This is a genomic window from Rhizobium sp. KNZ2-6A (genome assembly GCF_056755475.1).
Map to the genome: position 1 here is coordinate 1 of NZ_JBNDIC010000007.1, position 26,086 is coordinate 26,086.

22 protein-coding genes and 1 tRNA gene are annotated in these 26,086 nt (G+C 59.9%); 10 read left to right on the forward strand and 13 right to left on the reverse strand.

Going from position 1 to position 26,086, the window contains the following annotated elements:
- Positions 1–86 precede the first annotated feature (86 nt).
- Positions 87–162 (reverse strand) — tRNA-Thr (locus tag ACPYOP_RS07075).
- Positions 163–332: 170 nt separating this feature from the next.
- Between ACPYOP_RS07075 and ACPYOP_RS07080 the strand changes: the two genes are divergently transcribed.
- Complete coding sequence (locus ACPYOP_RS07080) at positions 333–1,106, forward strand: NAD kinase (RefSeq protein ID WP_481409684.1); 774 nt, start codon at positions 333–335, stop codon at positions 1,104–1,106.
- An 89-nt stretch (positions 1,107–1,195) separates the two neighbouring features.
- On the opposite strand, the gene prfB is transcribed toward ACPYOP_RS07080, so the two are convergent.
- The 3 genes from prfB to ACPYOP_RS07095 form a co-directional block, all read right to left on the reverse strand.
- Positions 1,196–2,327, reverse strand: a protein-coding gene (prfB, locus tag ACPYOP_RS07085) for a peptide chain release factor 2 (protein ID WP_481409685.1) whose coding sequence is annotated in 2 segments (ribosomal slippage) — positions 1,196–2,257 and positions 2,259–2,327 — 1,131 coding nt in all. Because the reading frame shifts where the segments join, the coding sequence is not laid out codon by codon here.
- A gap of 126 nt (positions 2,328–2,453) precedes the next feature.
- The gene (locus ACPYOP_RS07090) at positions 2,454–4,916 is read right to left on the reverse strand and encodes a penicillin-binding protein 1A (RefSeq protein ID WP_481409686.1); all 2,463 of its coding nucleotides are present in this window, start codon (positions 4,914–4,916) and stop codon (positions 2,454–2,456) included.
- A 258-nt stretch (positions 4,917–5,174) separates the two neighbouring features.
- Positions 5,175–6,425 carry an N-acetylmuramoyl-L-alanine amidase gene (locus tag ACPYOP_RS07095; protein ID WP_481409687.1) on the reverse strand — a complete coding sequence of 417 codons (1,251 nt, stop codon included), beginning with the start codon at positions 6,423–6,425 and terminating at the stop codon, positions 5,175–5,177.
- A gap of 641 nt (positions 6,426–7,066) precedes the next feature.
- On the opposite strand from ACPYOP_RS07095, the gene ACPYOP_RS07100 reads away from it, so the two are divergent.
- Positions 7,067–9,943 carry an Rne/Rng family ribonuclease gene (locus tag ACPYOP_RS07100; RefSeq protein WP_481409688.1) on the forward strand — a complete coding sequence of 959 codons (2,877 nt, stop codon included), beginning with the start codon at positions 7,067–7,069 and terminating at the stop codon, positions 9,941–9,943.
- A gap of 151 nt (positions 9,944–10,094) precedes the next feature.
- On the opposite strand, the gene ACPYOP_RS07105 is transcribed toward ACPYOP_RS07100, so the two are convergent.
- Entirely contained in the window at positions 10,095–11,252 is a 1,158-nt protein-coding gene (locus tag ACPYOP_RS07105; protein ID WP_481409689.1) for a pyridoxal phosphate-dependent aminotransferase, read from the reverse strand.
- A 212-nt stretch (positions 11,253–11,464) separates the two neighbouring features.
- Here ACPYOP_RS07105 and ACPYOP_RS07110 point away from each other — a divergent pair, with 212 nt between their 5' ends.
- The 6 genes from ACPYOP_RS07110 to ACPYOP_RS07135 all read left to right on the forward strand — a co-directional run bounded on the left by ACPYOP_RS07110 (position 11,465) and on the right by ACPYOP_RS07135 (position 16,329).
- Positions 11,465–12,232: a DsbA family protein gene (locus ACPYOP_RS07110; protein WP_481409690.1), complete on the forward strand. Its 768-nt coding sequence runs from the start codon at positions 11,465–11,467 to the stop codon at positions 12,230–12,232.
- 205 nt (positions 12,233–12,437) lie between these two features.
- Positions 12,438–12,875, forward strand: a complete 438-nt coding sequence (gene aroQ, locus ACPYOP_RS07115) for a type II 3-dehydroquinate dehydratase (protein WP_481409691.1) — start codon at positions 12,438–12,440, stop codon at positions 12,873–12,875.
- 24 nt (positions 12,876–12,899) lie between these two features.
- Positions 12,900–13,373 carry an acetyl-CoA carboxylase biotin carboxyl carrier protein gene (accB, locus tag ACPYOP_RS07120; RefSeq protein WP_481409692.1) on the forward strand — a complete coding sequence of 158 codons (474 nt, stop codon included), beginning with the start codon at positions 12,900–12,902 and terminating at the stop codon, positions 13,371–13,373.
- Between the two features lie 5 nt (positions 13,374–13,378).
- Positions 13,379–14,731 carry an acetyl-CoA carboxylase biotin carboxylase subunit gene (gene accC, locus ACPYOP_RS07125; protein WP_481409693.1) on the forward strand — a complete coding sequence of 451 codons (1,353 nt, stop codon included), beginning with the start codon at positions 13,379–13,381 and terminating at the stop codon, positions 14,729–14,731.
- Between the two features lie 3 nt (positions 14,732–14,734).
- On the forward strand, positions 14,735–15,364 hold the full coding sequence (gene aat, locus ACPYOP_RS07130; protein WP_481409694.1) for a leucyl/phenylalanyl-tRNA--protein transferase: 630 nt from the start codon (positions 14,735–14,737) through the stop codon (positions 15,362–15,364).
- A 329-nt stretch (positions 15,365–15,693) separates the two neighbouring features.
- Positions 15,694–16,329 (forward strand): DUF1062 domain-containing protein, encoded by a 636-nt coding sequence (locus tag ACPYOP_RS07135; RefSeq protein ID WP_481409695.1) that lies wholly within the window; start codon positions 15,694–15,696, stop codon positions 16,327–16,329.
- A 66-nt stretch (positions 16,330–16,395) separates the two neighbouring features.
- On the opposite strand, the gene ACPYOP_RS07140 is transcribed toward ACPYOP_RS07135, so the two are convergent.
- The 3 genes from ACPYOP_RS07140 to ACPYOP_RS07150 form a co-directional block, all read right to left on the reverse strand.
- Positions 16,396–16,836: a DUF2155 domain-containing protein gene (locus ACPYOP_RS07140; RefSeq protein WP_481409696.1), complete on the reverse strand. Its 441-nt coding sequence runs from the start codon at positions 16,834–16,836 to the stop codon at positions 16,396–16,398.
- Between the two features lie 120 nt (positions 16,837–16,956).
- Positions 16,957–17,355 carry an NADH:ubiquinone oxidoreductase subunit NDUFA12 gene (locus tag ACPYOP_RS07145; RefSeq protein WP_481409697.1) on the reverse strand — a complete coding sequence of 133 codons (399 nt, stop codon included), beginning with the start codon at positions 17,353–17,355 and terminating at the stop codon, positions 16,957–16,959.
- 106 nt (positions 17,356–17,461) lie between these two features.
- Positions 17,462–17,929, reverse strand: coding sequence for an N-acetyltransferase family protein (locus ACPYOP_RS07150; RefSeq protein ID WP_481409698.1), 468 nt, complete (start codon positions 17,927–17,929; stop codon positions 17,462–17,464).
- 47 nt (positions 17,930–17,976) lie between these two features.
- Between ACPYOP_RS07150 and ACPYOP_RS07155 the strand changes: the two genes are divergently transcribed.
- Complete coding sequence (locus tag ACPYOP_RS07155; protein WP_481409699.1) at positions 17,977–18,612, forward strand: hypothetical protein; 636 nt, start codon at positions 17,977–17,979, stop codon at positions 18,610–18,612.
- Positions 18,613–18,680: 68 nt separating this feature from the next.
- On the opposite strand, the gene ACPYOP_RS07160 is transcribed toward ACPYOP_RS07155, so the two are convergent.
- The 3 genes from ACPYOP_RS07160 to ACPYOP_RS07170 all read right to left on the reverse strand — a co-directional run bounded on the left by ACPYOP_RS07160 (position 18,681) and on the right by ACPYOP_RS07170 (position 21,288).
- Positions 18,681–19,181: an N-acetyltransferase family protein gene (locus tag ACPYOP_RS07160; RefSeq protein ID WP_481409700.1), complete on the reverse strand. Its 501-nt coding sequence runs from the start codon at positions 19,179–19,181 to the stop codon at positions 18,681–18,683.
- Between the two features lie 3 nt (positions 19,182–19,184).
- A complete protein-coding gene (gatB, locus tag ACPYOP_RS07165; protein ID WP_481409701.1) occupies positions 19,185–20,690 on the reverse strand; it encodes an Asp-tRNA(Asn)/Glu-tRNA(Gln) amidotransferase subunit GatB in 1,506 nt (501 codons plus the stop codon).
- 88 nt (positions 20,691–20,778) lie between these two features.
- Positions 20,779–21,288, reverse strand: coding sequence for an N-acetyltransferase family protein (locus ACPYOP_RS07170; RefSeq protein WP_481409702.1), 510 nt, complete (start codon positions 21,286–21,288; stop codon positions 20,779–20,781).
- A gap of 300 nt (positions 21,289–21,588) precedes the next feature.
- Between ACPYOP_RS07170 and ACPYOP_RS07175 the strand changes: the two genes are divergently transcribed.
- Positions 21,589–21,846, forward strand: coding sequence for a YjhX family toxin (locus ACPYOP_RS07175; RefSeq protein ID WP_481409703.1), 258 nt, complete (start codon positions 21,589–21,591; stop codon positions 21,844–21,846).
- Between the two features lie 494 nt (positions 21,847–22,340).
- Here the strand turns inward: ACPYOP_RS07175 and ACPYOP_RS07180 are convergent, their stop codons facing one another.
- The gene (locus tag ACPYOP_RS07180; protein ID WP_481409704.1) at positions 22,341–24,338 is read right to left on the reverse strand and encodes a DUF4139 domain-containing protein; all 1,998 of its coding nucleotides are present in this window, start codon (positions 24,336–24,338) and stop codon (positions 22,341–22,343) included.
- A gap of 214 nt (positions 24,339–24,552) precedes the next feature.
- Entirely contained in the window at positions 24,553–26,034 is a 1,482-nt protein-coding gene (gatA, locus tag ACPYOP_RS07185; RefSeq protein WP_481409705.1) for an Asp-tRNA(Asn)/Glu-tRNA(Gln) amidotransferase subunit GatA, read from the reverse strand.
- Positions 26,035–26,086: the final 52 nt, after the last annotated feature.

Sequence of the window (26,086 nt, forward strand, 5' to 3'; positions counted from 1 at the left end):
TTTGCCGAACCCTTTCGGTCCAAAAGTGTTACCTATGTCTCAGGAATAAACCGTAACCTATGTGTCCAGAACGGACCGGAAAAATCTGGTGCCCCCGGCAGGGTTCGAACCCGCGACCCCCTGATTACAAATCAGGTGCTCTACCAACTGAGCTACAAGGGCATATGGGCATGCCAACTAACAGATTTTGAAATCCTGTAAAGGGAAAATCACTCGTTCGGTCTTAAAGCTGGGGATCAGTGTGTGGCTTCAACGATTTACCAGTCCGAGTGAAACGTCTTGTCGCAGGAGGGGAATAACATTACCTAGTATGGCCACTTAAAGGACATTGCATGTCACGCAATCTTCAATCCGTTTGCTTTCTCGCCTCCACCGCGCCGGAGGCTCAGGCGGCGCAGCAGGAACTGATTCTCCTCTATGGCCAGACGCCACAGGAGAGTGCGGATGTCGTCGTAGCGCTCGGTGGCGACGGCTTCATGCTGCAGACACTGCATAGCACCATGAATTCCGGCAAGTGCGTCTATGGCATGAACCGCGGTTCGATCGGCTTCCTCATGAATGACTATCGAACGGATTGCCTGGCCGAGCGCATCGAGGCGGCTGTCGAAAATGCGTTCCATCCGCTGCAGATGACCACGCGCAATGCGGATGGCAGCTCCCGCGTCGCGCTGGCCATCAACGAGGTGTCGCTGTTTCGCCAGTCCTATCAGACGGCGAAACTGAAGGTCGAGATCGACGGCCGGGTTCGTCTGCCGGAGCTGATCTGCGATGGCCTGATGGTAACGACGCCGGCGGGCTCCACGGCCTATAATCTCTCCGCCCACGGCCCTATCCTGCCGCTGGAGGCACCGCTGCTGGCCATGACGCCGGTCAGCGCCTTCCGTCCCCGTCGCTGGCGCGGAGCGCTGCTGCCGAACAAGGTCACGGTCGACATCACCGTGCTCGAAGCGGAAAAACGCCCGGTCAACGCCGCCGCCGACAATGCCGAGGTCAAATCCGTCCTCGGCATCCAAATCCGCCAGAGCGAAGATACGACAGCCCGCATTCTTTCCGATCCGGACAGATCGTGGTCGGATCGGATCCTCGCGGAACAGTTTTCGGATTGAAGCTAGAATTTACGGCGTATCAACAGCGCACCTGCCAATGAAAAAGCCCCGTCTCCGGGGCTTTTTCATTGGTGCTGATATGTTCGAACTTACTCGACGTCGTCGACGACCGCATCGGCGGCACCGCTGATGCGGTGCGCAAGGGCGGCTTCCATGAATTCGTTGAGATCACCGTCCAGAACATCGCCGGGAGCCGTGCTGGCAACGCCGGTGCGCAGATCCTTGACCAGCTGGTAGGGCTGCAGGACATAGGAACGGATCTGGTGACCCCAGCCGATATCCGTCTTGGAAGCGGCTTCGGCGTTGGCAGCCTCTTCCCGCTTCATCAGTTCCGCCTCGTACATGCGGGCGCGCAGCATGTCCCAGGCCTTGGCGCGGTTCTTGTGCTGCGAGCGTTCCTGCTGGCACTGCACAACGATCCCGGTCGGGATATGCGTGATGCGCACGGCCGAATCGGTGGTGTTGACGTGCTGGCCGCCGGCGCCGGACGAGCGATAGGTGTCGATACGGCAATCGCTTTCGTTGATATCGATCTGGATCGAGTCGTCGACGACCGGGTAGACCCAGATCGACGAGAACGACGTATGACGACGGGCATTGCTGTCATAGGGCGAGATGCGCACAAGGCGATGCACGCCCGATTCGGTCTTCAGCCAGCCATAGGCATTGTGGCCCTTGACGAGCAGCGTCGCGGACTTGATGCCGGCTTCTTCGCCGTCATGGACTTCCAGCAGCTCCACCTTGAAGCGCTGACGCTCGGCCCAGCGGGTATACATGCGCAGCAGCATGTTCGCCCAATCCTGGCTCTCGGTGCCGCCGGCGCCCGAATGGACTTCGACATAGGTATCGTTGGAATCGGCCTCGCCGGAGAGCATGGCTTCCACCTGCCGGCGGGCAGCTTCGGCCTTGAGGCCCTTCAGGGCTTCTTCCGCGTCGCGCACGACGTCGGCGTCGCCCTCTTCCTCGCCGAGCTCGATCAGCTCGACATTGTCGGCAAGCTGCTGTTCGAGGGCGCGCACGCCGCTGATGCCGTCATCGAGCTGCTGGCGCTCGCGCATCAGTTTCTGTGCTTCGGAAGCATCATTCCAGAGGGTCGGATCCTCTGACTTGTTATTCAACCAGTCCAGTCGTCTTACCGCCTGGTCCCAGTCAAAGATGCCTCCTCAGCAGGGTGATAGCCTGCTTGGTTTCGTCGACTATTTTCTCGATTTCGGCTCTCATGATCCTGCTTCTTGATTTCGCCGCTCGAGACGAACGGCCATCCAATTCAAAGAGTGCTGGTGACATAGATATACATGCCGCGGCTGTAAAGCCCCGCGGCATGGCGATCTGACAAATAGGATGGGATCAGAAGAGACCGCCCGCCCCGGACGTAACCGCCTGGTTCGCCTGCGGTGATGTCCTTAGAATTTCCTCCGGCGCCACCTGCGCGGCAGCATCGCCGCCGCCAATGACCTGGAGGCTCGTTGCCGGGCCGGTGCCGGGCTTGAAGGCTTCCATGATGGCATTCGGATCGCCCTGCTGCGCGGCCATGCCGGTCGCGCGATTGACCGCGACCATTGTCATGCCAGCCGGAACCTGGAACTTCTCCGGCGGTTCATCCTTCGTCGCCACCTGCATGAATTCGTTGAAGACTGGTGCTGCGAGCGCGCCGCCGGTGCCGCCCCGGCCGAGCGTGATCGGCGTGTCGTAGCCGATGTAGAGGCCGGCAACGAGGCTCGGCGTGAAGCCGACGAACCAGGCATCCTTTTCATCGTTGGTGGTGCCGGTCTTGCCGGCGACATCGGTGTTGAGCTTGATCTTGCCGGCGGCCGTACCGCGAATGATGACGCCCTGCATCATCGACGTAACCTGATAGGCCGTCATCGGATCGAGCACCTGCTCGCGATTATCGGCGATGACCGGCTCGTCCTGATTCTGCCAGGCATTCACATTGCAGTTGTCGCAGACGCGCTCCTCATGCTTGAAGATCGTCTTGCCGTAGCGGTCCTGGATGCGGTCGATCAAGGTTGGCTTGATCTGCTTGCCGCCGTTGGCCATGACCGAATAGGCCGAAACCATGCGCAGCACCGTCGTTTCGCCGGCACCCAACGACATGGCGAGAACCGGGTTCATATGGTCGTAGATGCCGAAGCGCTCGGCATATTCGGCCACCAGCGGCATGCCCATGTCGGAAGCGAGACGGACCGTCATCAAGTTGCGGGAGTGTTCGATGGCGAAGCGCAGTGTGTGCACGCCGCCACCCTCGCCTTCGTAGTTCGTCGGTTTCCACACATCGCCGTTGCTGAGCGTGATCTGCAGCGGATCGTCGAGAATGACGGAGGCCGGCGTATAGCCGTTATCCATCGCGGCCGCGTAGACGAACGGCTTGAACGACGAACCCGGCTGACGCTTTGCTTGGGTCGCGCGGTTGAATTCGGACTGTGCATAGGAGAAGCCGCCGACCATGGCGAGCACGCGGCCGGTATGTGGATCCATGACGACCAGGCCGCCCTGCACCTTTGGCGGCTGACGCAGGCGATAGCTGCCGGAATCGGCGTTGCCGGTCTTCTGGACGTAAATCACATCACCGGCACCCAGCACACCGCTCGGCGATTTCACCGACTTGCCGCCCGCCGACCGGTAGGCCCAGCGCATATCGGCGGCGGCGATCGTGCCGCGCCTGCGCTCGGCCGAAACCTTGCCCGCCGCATCGACGCTCGGCTGCAATCCGATATCGACGCCCTGATCGGAGGTGGAGAGGACGACGGCGACCTGCCATTCCGGCACGTCGCTCAGCGCGGGAACCTTGGCAAGCTCGGCGCCCCAATCCTGCGAGGTCGCGATCTGCTTGAGCGGGCCGCGGTAACCGCGACGCTCGTCATAATCGACCAGGCCGTCCTGCAGGGCCTTGCGTGCTTCGAGCTGCATCTGCGGGTCTAGTGAGGTGCGGACGGAAAGACCGCCTTCATAAAGGGTCTTTTCGCCGTATTGGTCGATCAGCTGGCGCCGGACTTCTTCGGCGAAGTAATCCGAGGCGAAGAGCGACGGGCCGCTCTTCGGCGGCACGACGCCGAGCGGCTGCTTCTTTGCCTCTTCGCCGTCGCTCTGGCTGACATAGCCGTTCTCCACCATGCGGTCGATCACCCAATTGCGGCGGGTCAGCGCTGCCTCGGAGCGGCGGAACGGATTGTAGTTGGACGGGCCCTTGGGAAGCGAGGCCAGATAGGCCGTTTCGGCAATGGTCAGCTCGTTGACGGACTTGTCGAAATAGGTGAGCGCGGCGCCGGCGATGCCGTAGGAATTCAGGCCGAAATAGATCTCGTTCAGATAGAGCTCGAGGATCTTGTCCTTGCTGTAGGCCTGCTCGATGCGGAAGGAGAGAATGGCTTCCTTGATCTTGCGATCGAAGGTCTGGTCGGCGGAAAGCAGGAAGTTCTTGGCGACCTGCTGAGTGATGGTCGACGCGCCGACGAAGCGGCGGCCGGAACCGATGTTCTGCAGGTTCACCACAATGGCGCGTGCCAGACCACCGACGTCGACGCCGGGATGATTGTAGAAATTCTTGTCTTCCGCGGAAAGGAATGCTGCCTTGACGCGATCGGGAATGGCCTGGATCGGCACGAAAAGCCGGTTCTCCCGCGAATATTCCTTCATCAAGGCGCCGTTGCCGGCATGAATGCGTGTCGTCACCGGCGGTGCGTATTTCGCAAGCACCTCATAGTCGGGAAGTTCCTTGGAGACCACGCTCAGATAGATGGCCGCCGCAGCCGCCACACCCAGAAACAGGAGGCAGCCCAGCCCAAAGAAATATCCAATCAGTCTGATCATGTGATACTACCGGTGCTTGTTCTTCATGCGGCATGTGCGCGAGATCATCGCATAACCACGGGCGTTTTGCATGCTCGCGGTGTTAATGCAAGACGGCATTGAAACAAAGCCGTGCTTCACTCGCGAGCGGATGATAGTTCGCTGTAAAGGCGGGAATGTGAGCAAAATAGGGCTCGCCCCCGTATTCCAAGTTTCATTCAATTCTAATATTTAAAGCTGTGACATGGAAGCCACGGCCGATCATGGCATTCCGCGCCGTCAGCCGCCGTTCGCGATGATCGATACGCGATACTTCTTCACCGCCTCGGCCAGCCTGTCGGCGACCTTTTGCCGCCAATCGAGATCGAGCAACAGCTTCTCGTCTTCCTTGTTGGAGAGAAAGCCGAGCTCCAGCAGGATCGAGGGCACATCCGGCGCCGTCAGGACCTGGAAGCCGGCGTGGCGGTGCGGATTGTTGATCATGGAGACCTGGCCATTGAACGAAGACAACACATCCTGTGCCAGCGAGATGGAGAAGGCCTGCGTCTCGCGGCGGGTCAGGTCCATCAAAATGTCGTTGACGGCGGCCGGCTGCGCCTGAGCGTCGGCCCCGGCGATCTGATCGGAATTGTTTTCACGATCGGCGACTTCGCCGGCAAGCCGGTCCGAAGCCTTGTCCGAGATCGTATAGACGGTCGCGCCGCGGATATCCTTCTGCTTCAGCGTATCGGCGTGCAGCGAGATGAAAAGCGAGGCGCGATTCTGGCGCGCGATGGTCACCCGCTCCGACAGCGATAAATATTGATCCTTGTCGCGCGTAAGGAAGGCCTTGATGCCGGGCTGGGCATTCAGCTTGTCGGCAAACATCTTCGCGAAGGCGAGCGTGATGTCCTTTTCCTGCGTGACGCCGTCGGTGCCGGTCGCGCCCGCGTCGATGCCGCCATGACCGGCGTCAACGGCGACGAGGAAGATATTCGGATCGGCCTTCTGCGTCGGCTCGACCGGACCGACGTCCCTGGCGGTATCGTCGCTCGTCCAGCTCTGCTTCTTCACCAGTTCGGCAAATTGTTCGGCGGGCACCATCTCGGCATCGAGCACGAGCCGCTGCCCCTTGCCGCCTTCATCGGCCTGTACCTTGGCCATGACCAGCTTCACCGGCTTTTTCGCCGTCAGCACGATGCGGGCGCTGTCTGCATCCATCGTGCCGTAGCGGATATCCTTGAAGAGACCGGTCGGCTTGAGATCCGCGGCCGGGAAGCCGAATGCTGTTGCCGGCAGATCAACCACCACGCGGGCGGGATTGTCGAGATAATGGACCGTGAAGACCGGCTCTCGGTCCATGTCGATGACGATGCGTGTGCGGGCATCGTCGCCTGCTATGCGCGCGCCATAGGCGAGCAACGGGCCATCCGCCGCCGAGGCAGGCGCAAATGCCGAAAACACGACAAGAATCACAAGGGCAAGGGCCGCTGCCGCAAATCGCAAAGCCCTCACGCCAATCTCCGCCACATGCCGCAATCCCTTTACCAAGTGTCCAACGCGCCCCATATTGGTTTCAGCGTTGTTTTTGAAGCCCCAATAGCGGGAACCAGGTTTGACGTGATGGCCGCACCGACGATGCGCCGGGAGACGAATCGTTGATACATCCTCTCGCGTCCTCATCATCCGACGAATCCATCAATATTATGGCATACTTGGCTTTTCCCTTGCTATTGTGACAGATAAAACATACAACGCATATTAGGGTAGAAGTGTTGACGGGATAGAGTCGCCGCAAAGGCAGCCGCCTCGAGTACCAGGCGCCATAAGCGGCAGTCATCCGCCGTCTGCAGTACTTCCGCTCCGAACAGTGGATATCTGAATTTCCGGTTTCAGACGGGAAATTCATCGGTGGAGAGCCACCAAACGCTCTTTAAAGAGCACATTCATCGGACCCCTTTGTGGGTCTAAGGCATAGTCGATCTCGCTTGGTTACGGATGTTACCGCAGCAGCTTTTTCAGAAAGTCAACAGACCCCAGGGAACTGATGCCCCGGCTGCCGTCTGGATGCTGTCATCGCCGAACCACTTGCGACTTTCATTATCCGGTGCAGCAATGGCGGACCATGTCCGGCTTGTCCCAGTGACAGGCAGGCCCCCATCCGCTTGTCTGCGCCGAGGAGCACAGCTTTCATGGCAGACAAAATGCTTATCGATGCGTCTCACGAGGAAGAGACGCGCGTCGTTGTCGTTCGCGGGAACCGCATAGAAGAATTTGACTTCGAGTCTCAGCACAAGAAGCAAATCCGCGGCAACATCTATCTTGCAAAAGTAACGAGGGTCGAGCCTTCGCTTCAGGCCGCTTTCGTGGATTACGGCGGCAACCGGCATGGCTTCCTGGCCTTTGCCGAAATCCATCCCGATTATTATCAGATCCCCCTCGCCGATCGCCAGGCGCTTCTGAAGGCCGAGGCCGAAGAGCATCGCCGCGACGATGATGTCGAGCACGTCGAAACCGCGCTCGACCTTTCGCAACAGGAACAGCCCGATATCGGCATCGTTCCCAAGGGGAGCGAAGAAGCCGAAGTGCCGGCCGCGATCGCGGAAGAGGCCTCTGCCCCGGAGGCAGCGCCCGCCGAGGAAGCAGTTCCGGCCAAGAAGGCGAAGCCGCGCCGCAGCCGCAAGAAGGTGGTAGCGGAGGCTCCCGCCGAAGAGGCCGCTCCGGAAGCGACGGTAGCCGTCGATGCGCCGAGCGAGGACGAGGACGGTCCGTCGGGCGAAATGGCCGCCATGGTCGAAACCGATTCGATCTCCGAAGACGTCCGCTCCTCCAAGCGTCGCCATGATGACGACGACGATGACGATCACGACCATGAAGAGGAAGTGATCGAATCCGTCGGCGCCGAAGATGCGATGGAAGAGGTTCCCGATCGTACCCAGCGCAAACCGCGCAAACAGTACCGCATCCAGGAAGTCATCAAGCGCCGCCAGATCCTGCTGGTGCAGGTCGCCAAGGAAGAGCGCGGCAACAAGGGTGCAGCACTCACCACCTATCTCTCGCTCGCAGGCCGCTACTCGGTTCTGATGCCGAATACGGCGCGTGGCGGCGGCATTTCCCGCAAGATCACCAACCCGCAGGACCGTAAGCGCCTGAAGGAAATTGCCAAGCTGCTCGAAGTGCCGCAAGGCATGGGCGTCATCCTGCGCACGGCCGGTGCAAACCGCACCAAGGTCGAGGTCAAGCGCGACTTCGAATATCTGATGCGCCTGTGGGAAAACGTCCGCACGCTGACGCTCGCTTCGACCGCTCCCTGCCTCGTCTATGAAGAAGGCAGCCTGATCAAGCGCTCGATCCGCGACCTCTACAATAAGGATATCGGCGAGATCATCGTCTCCGGCGAGGAAGGCTATCGTGAAGCGAAAGACTTCATGAAGATGCTGATGCCGAGCCATGCCAAGGTGGTCCAGCCCTATCGCGACATCCATCCGATCTTCTCGCGCTCCGGCATCGAGGCACAGCTCGACCGCATGCTGCAGCCACAGGTCACGCTGAAGTCCGGCGGCTATCTGATCATGAACCAGACGGAAGCCCTGGTTTCGATCGACGTCAACTCGGGCCGCTCGACCCGTGAACATTCGATCGAGGATACCGCGCTCCAGACGAACCTGGAGGCCGCCGATGAAGTGGCCCGTCAGCTTCGTCTACGCGACCTTGCCGGCCTGATCGTCATCGACTTCATCGACATGGAAGAAAAGCGCAACAACCGCGCCGTCGAGAAGAAGCTGAAGGAGTGCCTGAAGAACGACCGCGCCCGCATCCAGGTCGGCCGCATCTCGCATTTCGGCCTTCTGGAAATGTCGCGCCAGCGCATCCGCGCCTCGGTTCTGGAAAGCACGACGCAGATCTGCTCGCATTGCGGCGGTACGGGCCATGTGCGTTCGCAGTCCTCCGTCGCGCTGCACGTCCTGCGCGGCATCGAGGAATACCTGCTCAAGAACACGACGCACGACATCACCGTGCGCACGACGCCGGACATCGCGCTCTATCTCCTCAATCACAAGCGCCAGACGATCATCGATTACGAAAGCCGCTTCGGCGTCGCGATCGTTATCGATGCCGACAATGCCGTCGGGACGCAGCATTTCGCGATCGACCGCGGCGAGCCTGTCGCCAATCCGGTGAAGATCGAAAGCCTGTTCAACTTCGCAGCCATCCCCGACGATGATGACGACGATATCGTCATCGAGGCCGATGAGGACGAAGACGAGGAGCTGGAAGAAAAGGCTGCGAGCACGGAACAGCAGCCCGCCCGCGCCGAAAGCAATGAAAATGGCCGCAAGCGCAAGCGCCGCCGCCGTCGTCGTGGTCGCGGCAACGATGCCCAGACAGCATCGGCTTCCGATGATGTCTCTGCTGCAGAAGACGCTGACGGTGAAGAGGGCGACGAGGATGAGAGCGATGCCGGCGCCGAGAACGCCGCATCCGCCGACAATGAAGACGACGCACAGCAGAAGCGCAAGCGCCGCCGGCGCGGCAAGCGCGGCGGCCGTCGCAACCGTGAAGGCCAGGGTGACGAACAAGCCGAAGGTAGCGAATCGGAAGCCGGTGAGGCCTTCGAGGCCGACAGCGACGACGCTGGCAGCGAAGAAGAGGCAAGCGTAACGGTGGCAGAGATTGCCGTTGTCGAAGGCGAAGCCGCTGTCGAGGCTCAGCCGGCCATGGCAGCCGTCGAAACGGCAGCGACCGTCACCGAGGATGTGAAGCCCGCCAAGGGCCGCGGTCGCCGGAAAGCAAAGGCTGCCGAGGCATCGCCGGTCGAGACGCCTGTTGTCGAGGAAGCATCCGCGACCGAGGGCGAAACCGAAACGGTTGCCGAAGCTCTCGACAATGCAGCCACGTCAGAGGCAATCGAGGACGAAGCCAAACCGGCGCGCGCGAACCGCGAGTCCAATGTTTCCTCGTCGGCACCGGTGGTAACCTCCAACCGCACCAATGAAGGCGGCGACGGCGAAGGTGAGCCGACCAAGCCGAAGAAGGCTGGCTGGTGGCAGCGCCGCGGCTTCTTCTAAGAAGCCCGATAACGAATGAATTGAGAAAGATCCGGCCGTGGCGACGCGGCCGGATTTTTGTTTTAAAGCATGTTTCAGCCACGTACAGGCGTACGGCGTCGCGACTTGCGAAAGCAGTTCCGCAAGCTCGTTTAATTCATTGATCCCTAATTTATTTCAGCCAGGCCGCCATGCGTTCGGTGGCTTCCTCGATTTCGGCATTCGAGCCAGCATAGGAGATCCGCATCGCGCGATGTCCATCCACGGGATCGAAGTCGAGGCCGGGCGTGGCGGCGACATTTATTTCCGCCAGCATCTTACGGGCAAAGGCCATGCTGTCGTTTGTAAATCGGCTGACGTCGACATAGGCGTAGAAGGCGCCATCCATCGGCGAGGCGATGCGTAAGCCGATCTCAGGCAGTCGGCGCATCAGGAAATCGCGGTTGCGGCCATAGCTCTCGCGATAGACATCGAGCTCGGCGCCAGCGCCAAGTGCCGCCTCGGCGGCGATCTGCGACAATTCCGGCGCGGAAATGTAGAGGCTCTGCGCCACGCGCTCGATGGGCCGCACCAGCCGCTCCGGCAAGACCATCCAGCCGATGCGCCAGCCGGTCATGCAATAATATTTCGAGAAGGAATTGATGACGATCGCCTCGTCGGTCAGCTCCAGCGCGCTCGTCTCCTCGCCGACGAAGGTCAGCCCATGATAGATCTCGTCGGAGATGAAGGCGATGGAACGGTCGGCGCAATAATCGGCAAGCACCTTCAGCGCCGCCCTGCCCGTCACCGTGCCCGTGGGATTGGCGGGGCTTGCCAGCAATACGCCCTTCAACCGCTTACCGCTTGCCGCCTGTGCCGCCTCCAGACTTTCAGGCGTGAGCGTAAACTGGGTCTCCTCGGTGACCGGGACCTCGACGACATCAAGGCCGAGCGCTGCAAGGATATTGCGATAGGCTGGATAGCCCGGCCGGGCGATGGCGACGCTGTCGCCGGCGTCGAACAATGTCAGGAAGGCGAGATTGAAGCCGGCCGACGAGCCGGTGGTGATGGCAATCCGCTTCGGATCGATGCTCAAGCCGTGGCGCGCCTGATAATGAGCGGAGAGCGCCTGCCGCAGGGCAAGCGTTCCCAGCGCATCCGTATAGCCGATGCGACCATGGCCAAGGGCTGCGCGCGCTGCCTCCAATGCCGCCTGCGGCGTGGGATGCGAGGGTTGCCCGACCGCCATGGAAATGACCGAGTGCCCGGCCTGGCGGCGGCGCGTCGCCTCCGCCAGGACATCCATGGCATGAAAGGGTTCGACATCGCTGCGCTTGGATAGGGAAAACAAGATCAATTCTCTCTCGGATCGGATCGGCATGCGACATTTGCCGCAATATCGGCTCGTTCACAATCCTGCGATTGCGGCTTTGTCGTGAAAATTCCTGTTTCTGGAAATAAGCAGGCACCGTAAATTGTCGATGCATGTTTGCGGATGTTAACCCGACGATGCTATGGCGCATCCGAGAATGACGTCTCCGCTCAGATCCAAACGAGGACCCAATGACCTTTTCTCTCAAAAGCCTGCTGACGGTTTCGGCGATTGCCCTGACAGCGTCCTTCGCCGCAATCCAGCCGGCCGCCGCGCTGGATGACCAGCAGAAGAAGGAAATCGGGGATTTCATCAAGGAATATCTCGTCGAGCATCCGGAGGTGCTGCTGGACGCCCAGGCGGCACTTGAGAAAAAGCAGGACGACGCCCGCGTCGCACAATCGTCCCAGGTGATCGACCAGAACAAGGACGCGATCTTCAATTCCAAGGATGATGTGGCCATCGGCAATCCGAAGGGCAGTATCACCGTCGTGGAATTCTTCGACTATAATTGCACCTACTGCCGGCATGCGCTCGGCGACATGGACACGCTGCTGAAGCAGGACAAGGACGTGCGCTTCGTGCTGAAGGAATTCCCGATCCTCGGCCAGGATTCGGTCGCCGCCTCCCGCGTCTCCAACGCTTTCCGCGAGCTTGCGCCTGAAAAATACGAGCAGTTCCACCGCAAGCTCCTGGGCAGCGATGGCCGCGCCTCCGAAGATACAGCCATCGAGGTCGCCACCTCGCTCGGCGTCAGCGAATCCGCCATCCGCGCCGAAATGGCAAAAGCACCGAACACCGACATGATCAAGGCAACCTACCAGCTTGCCTCCGATCTCAACGTCACAGGCACGCCGGCCTATGTCATCGGCAACGAAATGATCTCCGGGGCGATCGGCCTCGACGCCATCAAGCAGAAGATCGCCAATGTCCGCGGCTGCGGCAAAACCAGCTGCTGATTGGCGCGACAACCACCTTCACGACGGAAAAGCGAATAGCCCGCCCGCATTTTCATATCTTCGAATCGGCGCCGCGTCCTTGCGCGGCGCAAAAATGCCAAAATCGCGGCGTTTCCACACCTAGAGACATGCAACCTTCGCTCCGGGGCTTTCCTACAGGGCCTCGGGAGTCTATAGGTTGCGCTGCACTTTGACGGAACATCTGATGGCGCAAACAATTTTTGTCCTCAACGGACCCAATTTGAATGCCTTGGGCAAGCGCGAGCCGGGCATCTATGGCGGCAAGACGCTGAAGGATATCGAAGCCGACTGCAAGTCCGCGGGCGAAAGCCTGGGCTTCGTTATCGATTTCCGGCAGAGCAATCACGAAGGCGTGCTGGTCGACTGGATGCATGAGGCGGACGACAAGGCCGCCGGCATCGCGATCAATCCCGGCGCCTACGGTCATACGTCGATCGCACTGCATGATGCGATCCGCGCCATTTCCATTCCCGTGGTGGAGGTGCACATCTCCAACATCCACGCACGCGAAGAATTCCGGCACAAATCGATGATCGCGCCCGCTGCAAAGGGCATGATCTGCGGTTTCGGACCTTATGGCTACATCCTGGCGCTTCATGCGCTTAAATCCATCACCCAATAACAAAAATACAGGGCAAGAAATCCAATGGCTGAAAAGAAATCGGGTATCGACCAGGCGCTGATTCGCGATCTCGCCAACATTCTCAACGACACGGATCTGACCGAGATCGAAGTCGAACAGGAAGATCTGCGCATCCGCGTGTCGCGCGCCGGCACGATGCAATATGTTCAGGCGCCGATCGCCGCCCCGGCTGCCTATGCCGCTCCGGCTGCAGCAGCCGCCGCCCCGGCCGCCGCAGCACCCGCAGGCAAGACCCGCAATCCCGATAACGTCGTCAGCGCACCGATGGTCGGCACCGCCTACCTGGCGCCGGCACCGGGCTCGGCCGCCTTCATCCAGGTCGGCTCGACCATCAAGGAGGGCCAGACCCTGCTGATCATCGAAGCCATGAAGACGATGAACCAGATCCCGGCGCCAAAGTCCGGCACGGTGACTGAAATCCTCGTTCAGGACGGACGCCCGGTCGAGTACGGCGAAGCCCTGGTCGTCATCGAGTAAACGCCATGCCCATGATTTCGAAGATTCTCATAGCCAATCGCGGAGAGATCGCCCTGCGGGTGCTGCGCGCCTGCAAGGAACTCGGCATTGCGAGCGTTGCGGTGCATTCCACCGCCGATGCCGACGCAATGCATGTACGGCTTGCGGATGAGAGCGTTTGCATCGGCCCGCCGCAGTCGCGCGAAAGCTATCTCAACATCCATCAGATCGTCGCCGCCTGCGAGATCACCGGCGCGGACGCCGTGCATCCCGGCTATGGGTTCCTTTCGGAAAATGCCAAGTTCGCCGATATTCTCGAGGCGCACGGCATCACCTTCATCGGTCCGACGGCGGAACATATCCGCCTCATGGGCGACAAGATCACCGCCAAAGCCACCGCGCAGCAGCTCGGCATTCCCGTCGTTCCGGGTTCCGACGGCGAGGTGAAGACCGAGGCGGACGCGCTGAAGACAGCGCGCGAGATCGGCTATCCGGTGCTCATCAAGGCAACCGCCGGCGGCGGCGGCCGCGGCATGAAGGTCGCCCGCACGGAAGAAGACCTGATCGAGGCCTGGTCGACGGCCCGCACGGAGGCCGCAGCCGCCTTCGGCAATGAATCCGTCTATATGGAAAAGTACCTCGGCAAGCCGCGCCACATCGAAATCCAGGTTTTCGGCGACGGCGAAGGCAATGCGGTCCATCTCGGCGAACGCGACTGCTCGCTGCAGCGCCGTCACCAGAAGGTCTGGGAAGAGGCCAATTCTCCGGCGCTCAACGTCGAGCAGCGGATGAAGATCGGCAAGATCTGCGCCGACGCTATGAAGAAGCTGAAGTATCGCGGCGCCGGCACCATCGAGTTCCTCTACGAGAACGGCGAGTTCTATTTCATCGAAATGAACACCCGCCTGCAGGTGGAGCATCCGGTGACTGAGGCCATTACCGGCATCGACCTCGTGCATGAGCAGATCCGCGTCGCCTCCGGCGGTGGTCTCTCGGTGACGCAGGATGAAGTGCATTTCCAGGGCCATGCCATCGAATGCCGCATCAATGCCGAAGACGCCCGCACCTTCATCCCCTCGCCCGGCACGATCACGCATTTCCATGCGCCCGGCGGACTCGGTGTGCGCATCGATTCGGGCGCCTATCAGGGCTACAAGATCCCTCCCTACTACGACAGCCTGATCGGCAAGCTGATCGTGCATGGCCGCACCCGCGTCGAATGCATGATGCGCCTGCGCCGCGCGCTTGACGAGTTCGTGGTGGACGGCATCAAGACCACCCTGCCGCTCTTCCAGGATCTGGTTTCCAATCAGGATATCGCCAACGGCGATTACGATATCCACTGGCTGGAAAACTACCTGGCAAAAACATCGGCCTAGCCAGTGCCCGGAGCGCGCGGCAAACATACCGGCATTACCCCGGAGATTTTGCTGCGCGCCTACTCCATCGGGCTTTTCCCGATGGCTGAATCGGCAGACGACCCGGAAATCTTCTGGGTCGAGCCGGAATTGCGGGGCATCATCCCTCTCGATACGTTTCATGTCTCGAAGAGTCTCGCGAAGAAGATTCGTCAAAATCCCTTCGATATTCGCTTCGACACGGATTTCGAGGCTGTCATCGCAGCCTGCGGCGAACAGACCAGTAACCGCCCGAGCACCTGGATCAACGAGACGATCCGCTCGCTCTACTCCACCCTGCACCACATCGGCCATGCCCATTCGGTGGAGGCCTGGGAAGGCGATCAGCTGGTCGGCGGTCTTTACGGCGTTTCGCTGGGGTCCGCCTTCTTCGGGGAAAGCATGTTTTCCCGCCGCACGGACGCCTCGAAGATCTGCCTCGTCTATCTGGTGGAGCGCCTGCGCGAACGCGGCTTCACCCTGCTCGACACGCAATTCACCACCGAGCATCTAAAGACATTCGGTGCCATCGACGTGCCGAAGGATGCTTATGCGAAGATGCTGGAGGAAGCGATGGAATCGCCCAATCTCAGCTTCTCCGACGATCAGCCTTGAGCGCTGGACGCTTTGGACCACTTCAAATTCCGGTTGTGGTCTGCTATCCCTTCAGGCGAAGAGCGTTGGTGCATAGAGGTTCCACTTTGCCGTCGTAAATACCGGTCTCATCCAAATCACCCAGTGCATCGGGGCAGCATAACGCCGTCCGATGCATGATCATGTCCATCGGGTGACGGCCTGAGACCGGTTTGGCATTGTCAAAACGCGCCTAACGCAGCAACCGCTGTCTCAGCTCTTCAGCCGTCCCGCAATATCGCCATACCGTGCCCTGACGGGCTTGTCTCACCGCCAGCTTGGTGGACTTCCAGACGGAAGACCACGACGGTATGTGCAATATTCTTCAGGTCCGTTGGACCATTTCTCCTCGAACCTCGCCTCAGCCATGGATCGCCTGCAGCGGCTGCGGATCTCCGAGACCCTTCAGATCGAGCGGCAAGATCAGGCTCAATGCCAATGGCAAGAGGCTCGATGCCTGGCTCGTCTATAAATGCATCGATTGCGACAAGACGTGGAACCGGACGCTTTTCGAGCGCCGGACCGTTCACGATCTCGGCCCCTCCACACTCGAGGCACTGCAGCGCAGCGATCCGCAGTGGGTCCGGACGCAGGAATTCGATCTCGACGGGCTGAAGCGGAAAACCAAGCGCGTCGAAGAGCCGCCGGATGTCATCATTCGGAAGGAGACGATGCGTGAGGCAAGCGGCTGGACTGTGCTTGATATCGAGATATCAGCAGAATTCCCGATAAACCTTCGCCTTGATCGGCTGCTGGCGTCGGAACTGCCGATCTCACGTTCGCGGCTCCAAGCTCTCCAGGATGGTGGTCAATTGAAAACCTGTCCGGACCGCAGCGGCTTCCTGCGACACAGGCCGAAAGACGGGATGCGGATTACTCTCGACCTGTCGGAAATCGCCGATCGCCAAGCGATAGCTACAGCGGCCACCAATCCGGAGCGAAGCTAAAATCACGCCCGCAGGAGCGAGGCTTCTGCGGGTTGTACAATTCTGCCGCATATGTCTCGAAAGCGATTATTTCGCGCCGGCGGTGTCCGGCGGCGGAAGGTCGGACTTCTGCTTGCACTCTTTCAGCCAGACGTCATAGATCGGGTGCTCGACGGCATTGAGGCCAGGGCTATCGGCGAACATCCAGCCGGTGAAAATGCGACGGATGCGACGATCGAGCGTAATTTCGTCCACCTCGACGAAACCGTCCACCTTCTGCTGCTCGGTTTCGTCTCGCGAATAGCAGGCGCGCGGCGTCACCTGTAGCGCGCCGAACTGCACGGTTTCATTGACATAGACATCGAAGGTCGTGATGCGGCCGGTGATCTTGTCGAGGCCGGAGAAGACGGCAACCGGATTGGCAATGCGGGCAGCCTCTGCAGTGGAAACTGCCATGATGCCGGCGAAGAGAGCAACACCCGCTAAAGCTGCTGCACGCAAAGAAGCGCTCCGCGTGGAAAACGTCATATCCGCCAATCTCCGCTTGGTCTCGGTCAAAGCGCCGAGCAGAAGCCGGCATATGTCGCGCCTAAAGTCCAATTGTGGCCAAAGGACGAGCCGGACCTCTCCGCTCGGTCACCGGGCCGTTCAGTTGCCCGGGGTCCACGCGTCGTAGTCGCCGGTCACGCGCGGACGCTCGCCGGCAACGGCGAGAGAACCCGGCGGACGATAAGCCTGCGGCGAGCCCGTGGGGTTGGCGCGATGTTCTTTCTGCCAGTCCTTGCCGACATAGTTTTCCTTGGAAGGCGGAACGTCGGTACGATGATGCATCCAGCCGTGCCAGCCCGGAGGAATGGCGGAGGCTTCGGCATAGCCCTTGTAGATCACCCAGCGCTTCGGAAGGCCGTAGGAGGACATGCCGCCTTCGTAATAGACATTGCCGAATTCATCCTCGCCGACACGCTTGCCAAACCGCCAGGTCGCGAACCGCGTCCCCATGGTCTGACTGTTCCACCAGGTGAAGGTCTGTACGATGAGATTCCACATGTCTTTTCCTCGATACCCGCTAAGCGGCGAGCGATACCAGAATTCGATAGCTTGCTTATGCCGCCACTGAACCGGCTTGTCCAGTGATTCCAGCAGGCAAACAGGCTCATTTCAATGTCATCTTGAAGCCCAGATGCGTCGGCTTGAAGCCCAATCTCTCATAGAAGCGATGCGCATCCTTGCGCACCGCATTCGAGGTCAGCTGCACCATCCGCATGCCGCGGTTTTTTGCCTCTTCAATGCAGAAATTGATCATCGTCGCCCCGATCCCCTGCCCGCGCATCTCGGCCCGCGTCTGAACCGCCTCGATAATCATGGCGGACGATCCCCGTCCGGTGAGCGTCGTCGTGATCATCGTCTGGAACGTCCCGACCACTTCGCCGGCGCGTTCGGTGACATAGAGCGTCTGCTCGGGCAACGCCGCGATGGCGCGAAACGCACGGAGATAATCGTCATAGGCAGACGGGTCGGTCGTATCGCCGTGACCGCCCACGGCGTCGGCGGCAAAGAGCCCGATCAAGGCACGAAGGTCGGATTCTTTCGCTTCGCGGATAAGTAGTTCTTGTGAGGGCAATGTATCGTACCTACGTCTTTGTTCCGTGGAGGAACTGAAAAGCAATCATGTCGACCAGCGAAACGTATACGATCGAATACGCCAATTCTGCGTTGGGATCCGAGGCGGCAGCGTATATATTTTTCACGATATTGCTTGTTTTTATAGCCTTTCTTTCAAGAAGTCACATCATCACAAGCATCGCGTGGATATCACTTGCGTTGATTACCGCCTGCCTTGCTGTCGTGGCATTGCTCAAGCTTATTTTTCGAGCACGAAAGGCAATTTTGATCATATCGCCGGAAGGCATAAAGGATGCGCGATTGGGATCCGATTTTATCCCTTGGGACGATATCGAGAAAATTGACGTCCCTGCGCCCCGGCGAAGCCTATGGACGGTGTTGGGCATCATATTTCTGGGCCTTTGCTTATTCGTCGTTGCGATAACCCTGACCGATGGTGTGTTTTCCTTCGTCGAGCCGCTCGATTGGAGTCAACCAAACCATCATATTTGGTTGCTGTTAGCCCCAGGGCGCAGCGTTACAAGGAAGCTTCGTGACTCAAAGCACTCAATCCGGCCGGCGGCTGAGGATATGCAGCACGTCTGTATCCCAGTTTCGGATTTGACGTACGGAAAGCAACGGCTTCTGGAGCTGATGGTGAAATTCCATGCACGGTATAAGAAGGCGGAAAAGAATGAATAGGCGGCCTAGGCACCAAAAGCCGTGCCATCGACCAAAAGCCAACAACACAGCTCGAACCCAGCCGACTATTACGCAGCCAAAGGCTTCTCAAAGATCAGCGCCGGAATGCCCGACTGCCCGTCGCCGCAGTTTTCCGTGCGGCCGACCTCGACAAAGCCATGGGCTTGGTAAAAGGCGATCGCCGGCTCGTTTTGCGGTTCGACCTCGAGGCGCATGATCTCGGCGTCCGGAAAGCAGGTCTCAAGCTCGGCGAAGATATCGCGGCCGATGCCTTCTCGTTGATGCTTTGGGCTGACATAGAGCATATGGAGCATGACCGTCTTGGTCATTTCCGTGGACATGGCGGCATAGCCCATGCCGCCGATCGCCCGGCCGTCGTCGGCGACGAGGAATTCGGCGTTCTTCTTCGCCAGCCGCGCCTTCAGCGATGCCAAAGAGTGCCAGGAGGCATGCAACTCGCTGACCTTGTCGGCCCCATAGATATGGTCGTAGGTCGCATGCCAGGTTTCGCGCAGCAGAGCACGGACCTTTTCCAGATCCTGCTCGCCGGCGGTGCGGACGAAGAACACCTGCTATTCCTCTTCGATGCCGAGCTTGGCCTTGACCAGCGCCTGTACGGCCTGCGGGTTGGCCTTGCCGCCCGTCGACTTCATGACCTGGCCGACGAACCAGCCGGCAAGCGTCGGCTTGGCCTTGACCTTAGCAACCTGATCGGGATTGGCGGCGATGATCTCGTCGACGGCCTTTTCGATCGCGCCGGTATCGGTGACCTGCTTCATCCCACGCGCTTCGACGATCTCGGCGGGATCGCCGCCCTCGTTGAGCACGATTTCGAACAGATCCTTGGCGATCTTGCCGGAGATGGTTTCGGCCTTGATGAGATCGATGATCGCGCCGAGCTGAGCGGGCGAAACCGGAGTCTCTTCAATAGCTTTGCCTGATTTGTTCAAAGCCCCTAGCAGGTCGTTGATGACCCAGTTGGCAGCCATTTTGCCGTCGCGGCCGGCGGCAACCGCTTCGAAATAATCGGCGATAGCCTTTTCCGAAACCAGAACGGAAGCGTCGTAGATCGAGAGGCCGAGCTCGCGGACGAAACGCTCCTTCTTGTCGTCGGGCAACTCAGGCAGATGCTGGGCAAGCTCCGCAACGAAGGCGTCGTCGAATTCCAGCGGCAACAGATCCGGATCGGGGAAATAGCGATAGTCATGCGCATCTTCCTTGGTGCGCAGCGAACGGGTCTCGCCCTTGTTCGGATCGAACAGGCGTGTCTCCTGATCGATCTTACCGCCGTCTTCTAGAATGCCGATCTGCCGGCGCGCTTCATACTCGATCGCCTGACCGATGAAGCGGATGGAGTTGACGTTCTTGATTTCACAGCGCGTGCCGAATTCGCCGCCTGGACGACGGACCGAAACGTTGACGTCGGCACGCATCGAGCCTTCGTCCATATTGCCGTCGCATGTGCCGAGATAGCGCACGATCGAGCGCAGCTTGGTCATATAGGCCTTCGCCTCGTCGGACGAGCGGATGTCCGGCTTGGAGACGATTTCCATCAGCGCGACGCCGGAACGGTTCAGATCGACATAGGACATCGTCGCATGCTGGTCGTGCATCGACTTGCCGGCATCCTGTTCCAGATGCAGGCGCTCGATGCCAATCTCGATATCCTCGAACTGGCCCTGACGATCCGGGCCAAGGGATATGACGATCTTGCCCTCGCCGACGATCGGATCCTTGAACTGAGAGATCTGATAGCCCTGCGGCAGGTCGGGATAGAAATAGTTCTTGCGGTCGAAGATCGAACGCTTGTTGATCTGCGCCTTCAGGCCGAGACCGGTGCGCACGGCCTGCTTGACGCATTCCTCGTTGATGACGGGCAGCATGCCGGGCATGGCGGCATCGACGAGCGACACGTTGGAATTCTGAGGATTGCCGAACTCCGTCGAGGCGCCGGAGAAGAGCTTGGACTTGCTCAGCACCTGGGCGTGGACTTCCATCCCGATAACGACTTCCCAGTCACCGGTGGCACCGGGAATGAAGCGTTTCGGATCTGGCGTACGGACGTCGACAATGGTCATGGGAAGCTCTTGTATGATGCTGTTTTCTGCTTTGGTGAGGTAGAGCAATTGGCGAGGCGGCGCAAGACTTTCGGCGTACGGCGGTGCGCTATATGCCCGGTCCATAGGCGCCGTCGCTCTCTTCGACCAGCGATTTCGAAAGACCGATCGTCGGCACGTCGCTGTCGAGCTTCGGGGAATAGACGATCGACAGCCAGCGGATCTCATAGCCCCGCGCCCTGAAGAAGGCGATGGCGTCCGTATTCCCCGCATGGCTCTGCAGGGAGACCTTTTCCAGCCCCTGCCCGCGCACGTCCTCTTCGATCCGCGCAAGGAGAGCGGAGCCGAGACCCCGCCGAACGAAATCAGGATCGATCCAGAAATCGGAGATCGCCTCGTCCAGCGCCTCGCGCGCGGCCCATCCCACAGCCTCGCCGTTCAACTCTATGACTGATATCGTCAGCCAGAGATTGCGGGTGAAATTTTCAAAGGCTTCGCTGGCGCTTTCCAACAGCTCGCCTGTGCCGCCGATGGCACCCATGGCCTGCTGCCAGGAGCGCAGGCCGATGCTCGCCAATACTGCCGTTTCACCTTCATGGGCATTGCGAATATGGATCATCGAGCCCCCGCCATCTGCGAGTAGTAAAGCACCGGCCAAAGGCTTTTGCCAGCGGCGAGATTCGCCGGCACGGCTGACGATGGAAAAGCGCCTACAGAGTTGAGCTTGACCGCGAGACGCAACCTGTTTTAGAAAAGTGCATTAATGGAGTCTTGATGTCTAACTTTTGTCAGTCCCGGTAAAGGCCCCGCTCGCAAGTCTTCTTGCGTGCCGGGCCTGAAAAACGAAGCCCCGACTTCCCCAAGGGAAGGCTCGGATCGTTTTTGTGCGCCCTTTGGCGCTATACGGATTCTGACAACAATGGACATTTCCCGCGCCGAACAGCGCATCCTTCATTTGCTCGCCCAAGGCGGGCGCATCGAAATCGAACGCAGCGAAAACAAGAAGATCGAGACCGCCAATTGCTTTACGCGTGACGGCTGGGTCTACCCTGATTTCGATATCGACCTCTTCCGGCGGCTGAAACGCCTCAAGGCCATCAAATCCAAGGACGGTCACCCCTACCGCATCAGCGAAAAGGGATTGCGGCTGGTGAGGGCGCAGTTGAACAATCGATAGAATGGGCGGCGCTTCTGTGATCGGCGGGCGCTTACGGTCCGCTGGTTTCGTTATTTCTTCTTCTCTTGATCGCGATGCCACTTAATGGCGAAGAACATGCCCGTGCCTAACACGAGAATCTTGAGCGGAAAGAAGACGATAGGGAACCAATCCCACATTTTCGATATTTCCAGGCTATTACATGACACTATCTATCGGGAGGAGCACTACCTGAAAACTGCTGCATACAACATCAGCCATGTTGACGCAGATGAGATCATAACATTCCCATCACATCGCATGAGTGAGCTTGCCCCATGTTTCCGGACAGGTTGTTTAACCTGACAAGCTGGTGACCGCTTCTGGCGCATTCTTGCCACCTCTGTCACAACCGCAGCGTCCGAAACGGGCCAACGTTCCTGGTCAATGTGCTGGGAAAACAGCGCTTACCGAGAGCCGCCCTATCGGGCGGCTCTCACCGATTGAGGCAGGTGACGTGTGGACGTGCTTGGCGATCAGAATGTCCTGATGATCCCGGCCACCTGGTCGCCCAGACGATCGCTGTCCTCCTGCATCGCAGCGCGCTTCTGATCGACTGCAGCGATTTGATCCTCGCTGTCAGCCAAAGCCTTCAAGTAACGCTTCTTCAGATCGCTATTCTCTGGCACGGCGCCGATATTGCGTCTTATCCGCTCCTGCTCATTGGTGATCTTCTCCATTTCGCTATCGAAGCTTGCGAGCTCGTTCTGGGCAGCGATCTGCTTCTTGCGCGCCTCCGCCAGGTTTGCGAGCTTGTCCGTCAGCGCCTTATCTTGCGTTGACGCAGACCACCCGAGCAGCATGTCCGGCTCGGCATCGACCAGGGCGTAACTGTTGCTCTGAAGCTGCTCGTCGACAGCCGTCAGCGTCTTTTCCGTGCCGGCCGGCACAACCACCTTGAGCCGCTGGTGCGTTGCCGTCTTGCCGAAGCTCTCGGACGAGGAAAACGACCAGCCGTCCCTGATCGGGTGCTCGATGACAACGGTTCTTTCGCCGTCGAGTGCCCCTGACACGGTGTATGTCGTCGTCTGGCGATATTTAACGACGGCATTCATCATGCCATCGGAAACCTTCAGCGAGGCGATCTCCTCCGTCGGTGTCTGCTGCTCGCTGATCGATACCTTTCGATCGGTCGCGAAACTGGCGAGGCGCGTGTCCTCCTTGGGCAATGCCGAGAGCTGGGAATCGCCGATATAGCCGGTCTTGCCGTTGTATAGCGTCAGAATCCCCGGCGGCATGCTGACCCCGGTGGTGTTCTTGAGCATCACGGCGGCGATGGGATTGCGATAAGCGCTGCCGGCCCGATACATATCCACCATGTCGGCCTCCACCTCAGCATCCATGATCGGCACCGACAAGGTATCGCCATTGGCCAGATCGTAGGTCCCCGGAAGCTCGAAAGTGGCCGAGATATCGCTTTCGGTCGCGGCGGTGGGATTGGCGGCGGCAATTTGCATCGGCGCGACTGGACTTTCCAGCACGTCAGCCGCGTACTCCTTTCTGCTGAAGCCGCCCATCATTGCCTTGGCAGGCGCGGGCGCGGCCCGCTCCTCGGCATTCGAAGCGAGACGCTGCCTGTTGGAGAGATCTCCACTGTCGGGATCAGGGACATTGTTGGACGCCGTGTTAACAGGCACTTCCTGCCGCTCTCTCCAATAAAGCTGGTGCAGACCCTGCTTCAGCGTCACCGGCTCGGCAGACGTCAGCGTCAGCTTGACACCCTTCCAATCCTCGCCGCTCGCATTTTCCAACACCGTCCATGCCTGCAAGTGCGCCTTGTCATTTCCCTCGATGACGACCTTATAGGCGGTTTTCCAGATCGGCGACGGCACGACATAAGTGAGGCCGATATCGCCGCTGTTTCCTGCACCATTCACCTTGATATCGATGGTACGCGTGCGATCGTTCTTGCCGCGGGCAATGGCCGCAGCCGCCTTGGCGAGCTTTGCCCGCATGTCGGGATCGTCAAGCCGGACGGACGCATCCTCGCCGAGCGCCAGCGTCTCCACCGCACCATCCTTATCGATAATAGTCAGCAGGTGCACCGTCGCTTTCTCGTCGGCCTTCCTCGTCTCTATCCCAAGAATGTTTCCCTCAACGGTCTTGCCGCCGCTGGTGACCGACACCTTGGCGCCCTGCATCGATGTCAGAAGCGATGGCACGGATGAGAGCGCTTCCAGACTGAACGGCAGGCCCTTAAAGATCTCCTGCAAGGGCTGCGGCCCCGCCAGCGACATGCCAGCCACCGAGCCTGCAGACCCGTTGACCACCAGGCTCTTCAGGATGTCGTCGACCTGATCAAGGGGAACCTCGATCCGGATCACGCCGTCACTATTGATATCGGCTGATCGGGATACCTGGGCCAGACCGCCCGAGGACAGGGTAATGGATCGAATGGCCCCATTATCGGCCGCCAGCGAGATCGCTGGACATGACACGCCGAGGAGCAGAATCGCCGTAACTTGCTTGAGCATGAAGAGACCTTCCGATTCGGTTGCAGAGGACGAGACCAAGCGGCCCGCTGCAATTTATGATCGTATTTCGGTCTAAAATGTGATGGCGTCCGGGCGGGATGTTGGCGCATGAAAAAGGGCCGCCCGGACTGCCGGACGACCCTTCCCTTAGTGGCTTTAGATGCCGTGAAACTTGACGAGGTCGTTCACTAAGCCGCTCGTCCCATTGTAATGCTTACCACCACTTCGCCGGCGTGAACTTGCCGGCGGCCTGTTCGATGACGTGGGCGGTCTTGAAGAGGGTTTCTTCTTCGAACGGCTTGCCGATGAGCTGCAGGCCGAGCGGCAGGCCCTTCGGGTCGAGGCCGGCGGGGACGGCGATGCCGGGCAGGCCGGCCATGTTGACCGTCACCGTGAAGATGTCGTTGAGGTACATCTTCACCGGATCGGAAGCGAGGTCCTCGTCGGCGATGCCGAAGGCCGAGGACGGCGTGGCGGGCGTGAGGATCGCGTCGACGCCGGCGTTGAAGGCCAGCTCGAAATCGCGCTTGATCAGCGTGCGGACCTTCTGGGCGCGCAGGTAGTAGGCGTCGTAATAGCCGGCCGAGAGAACATAGGTGCCGATCATGATGCGGCGCTTCACTTCCTGGCCGAAGCCGGCAGCGCGGGTCTTTTCATACATGTCGACGATATCCTTGCCGTCGACGCGCAGGCCGTAGCGAACGCCGTCGTAACGGGCGAGGTTCGAGGACGCCTCGGCGGGGGCGACGATGTAATAGGCCGGCAGCGCATATTTCGTGTGCGGCAGGGAGATGTTGACGATCTCGGCGCCGGCGTCCTTCAGCCAGGCAATGCCCTGCTGCCAAAGCGTTTCGATCTCTTCCGGCATGCCGTCGACGCGGTATTCGTTCGGGATGCCGATCTTCATGCCCTTCAGCGACTGGCCGAGCGCGGCTTCGTAATCCGGCACCGGCAGATCGACCGAGGTCGTGTCCTTCTTGTCGACGCTTGCCATCGACTTCAACAGGATGGCAGCGTCGCGCACGTCGCGGGCGATCGGGCCAGCCTGGTCGAGCGACGAGGCGAAGGCGACAATGCCCCAGCGCGAGCAGCGGCCGTAGGTCGGCTTGATGCCGACGGTGCCGGTGAAGGCGGCCGGCTGGCGGATGGAGCCGCCGGTGTCGGTGGCCGTCGCGCCGGCGCAGAGATGTGCCGCAACGGCAGCGGCCGAGCCGCCGGACGAGCCGCCCGGAACGAGCTGCTGGTTCGAACCCTTGGCACGCCAGGGGTTGATCACCGGGCCGTAATAAGAGCTCTCGTTGGAGGAGCCCATGGCGAACTCGTCCATGTTGAGCTTGCCCAGCATGACGGCGCCGTCGTTCCAGAGGTTCTGCGTGACCGTCGATTCATAGTGCGGTTCGAAACCATCCAGGATGTGGCTGCAGGCCTGCGTATGAATGCCTTCCGTGCCGAACAGGTCCTTGATGCCGAGCGGAATGCCCTCCAGCGCACCGGCTTTGCCTTCCGCGAGGCGGGCGTCCGACACCTTGGCCATTGCAAGCGCCTTTTGCGGCGTCACCTTCACATAGGCATTGAGCTGAGCATTGGCGGCCTCGATCGCCGAGATATAGGCCTCGGTCAGTTCGGTGGCGGTAATCTGCTTGGCGCGCAGCTTGTCGCGGGCTTCGGCAATGGTCAGGCTGGTCAGTTCGCTCATTTTGTTTCGCTTCAGATCTGGAATTGGGCAACGGGTCGGAAAAGGCTCGAAG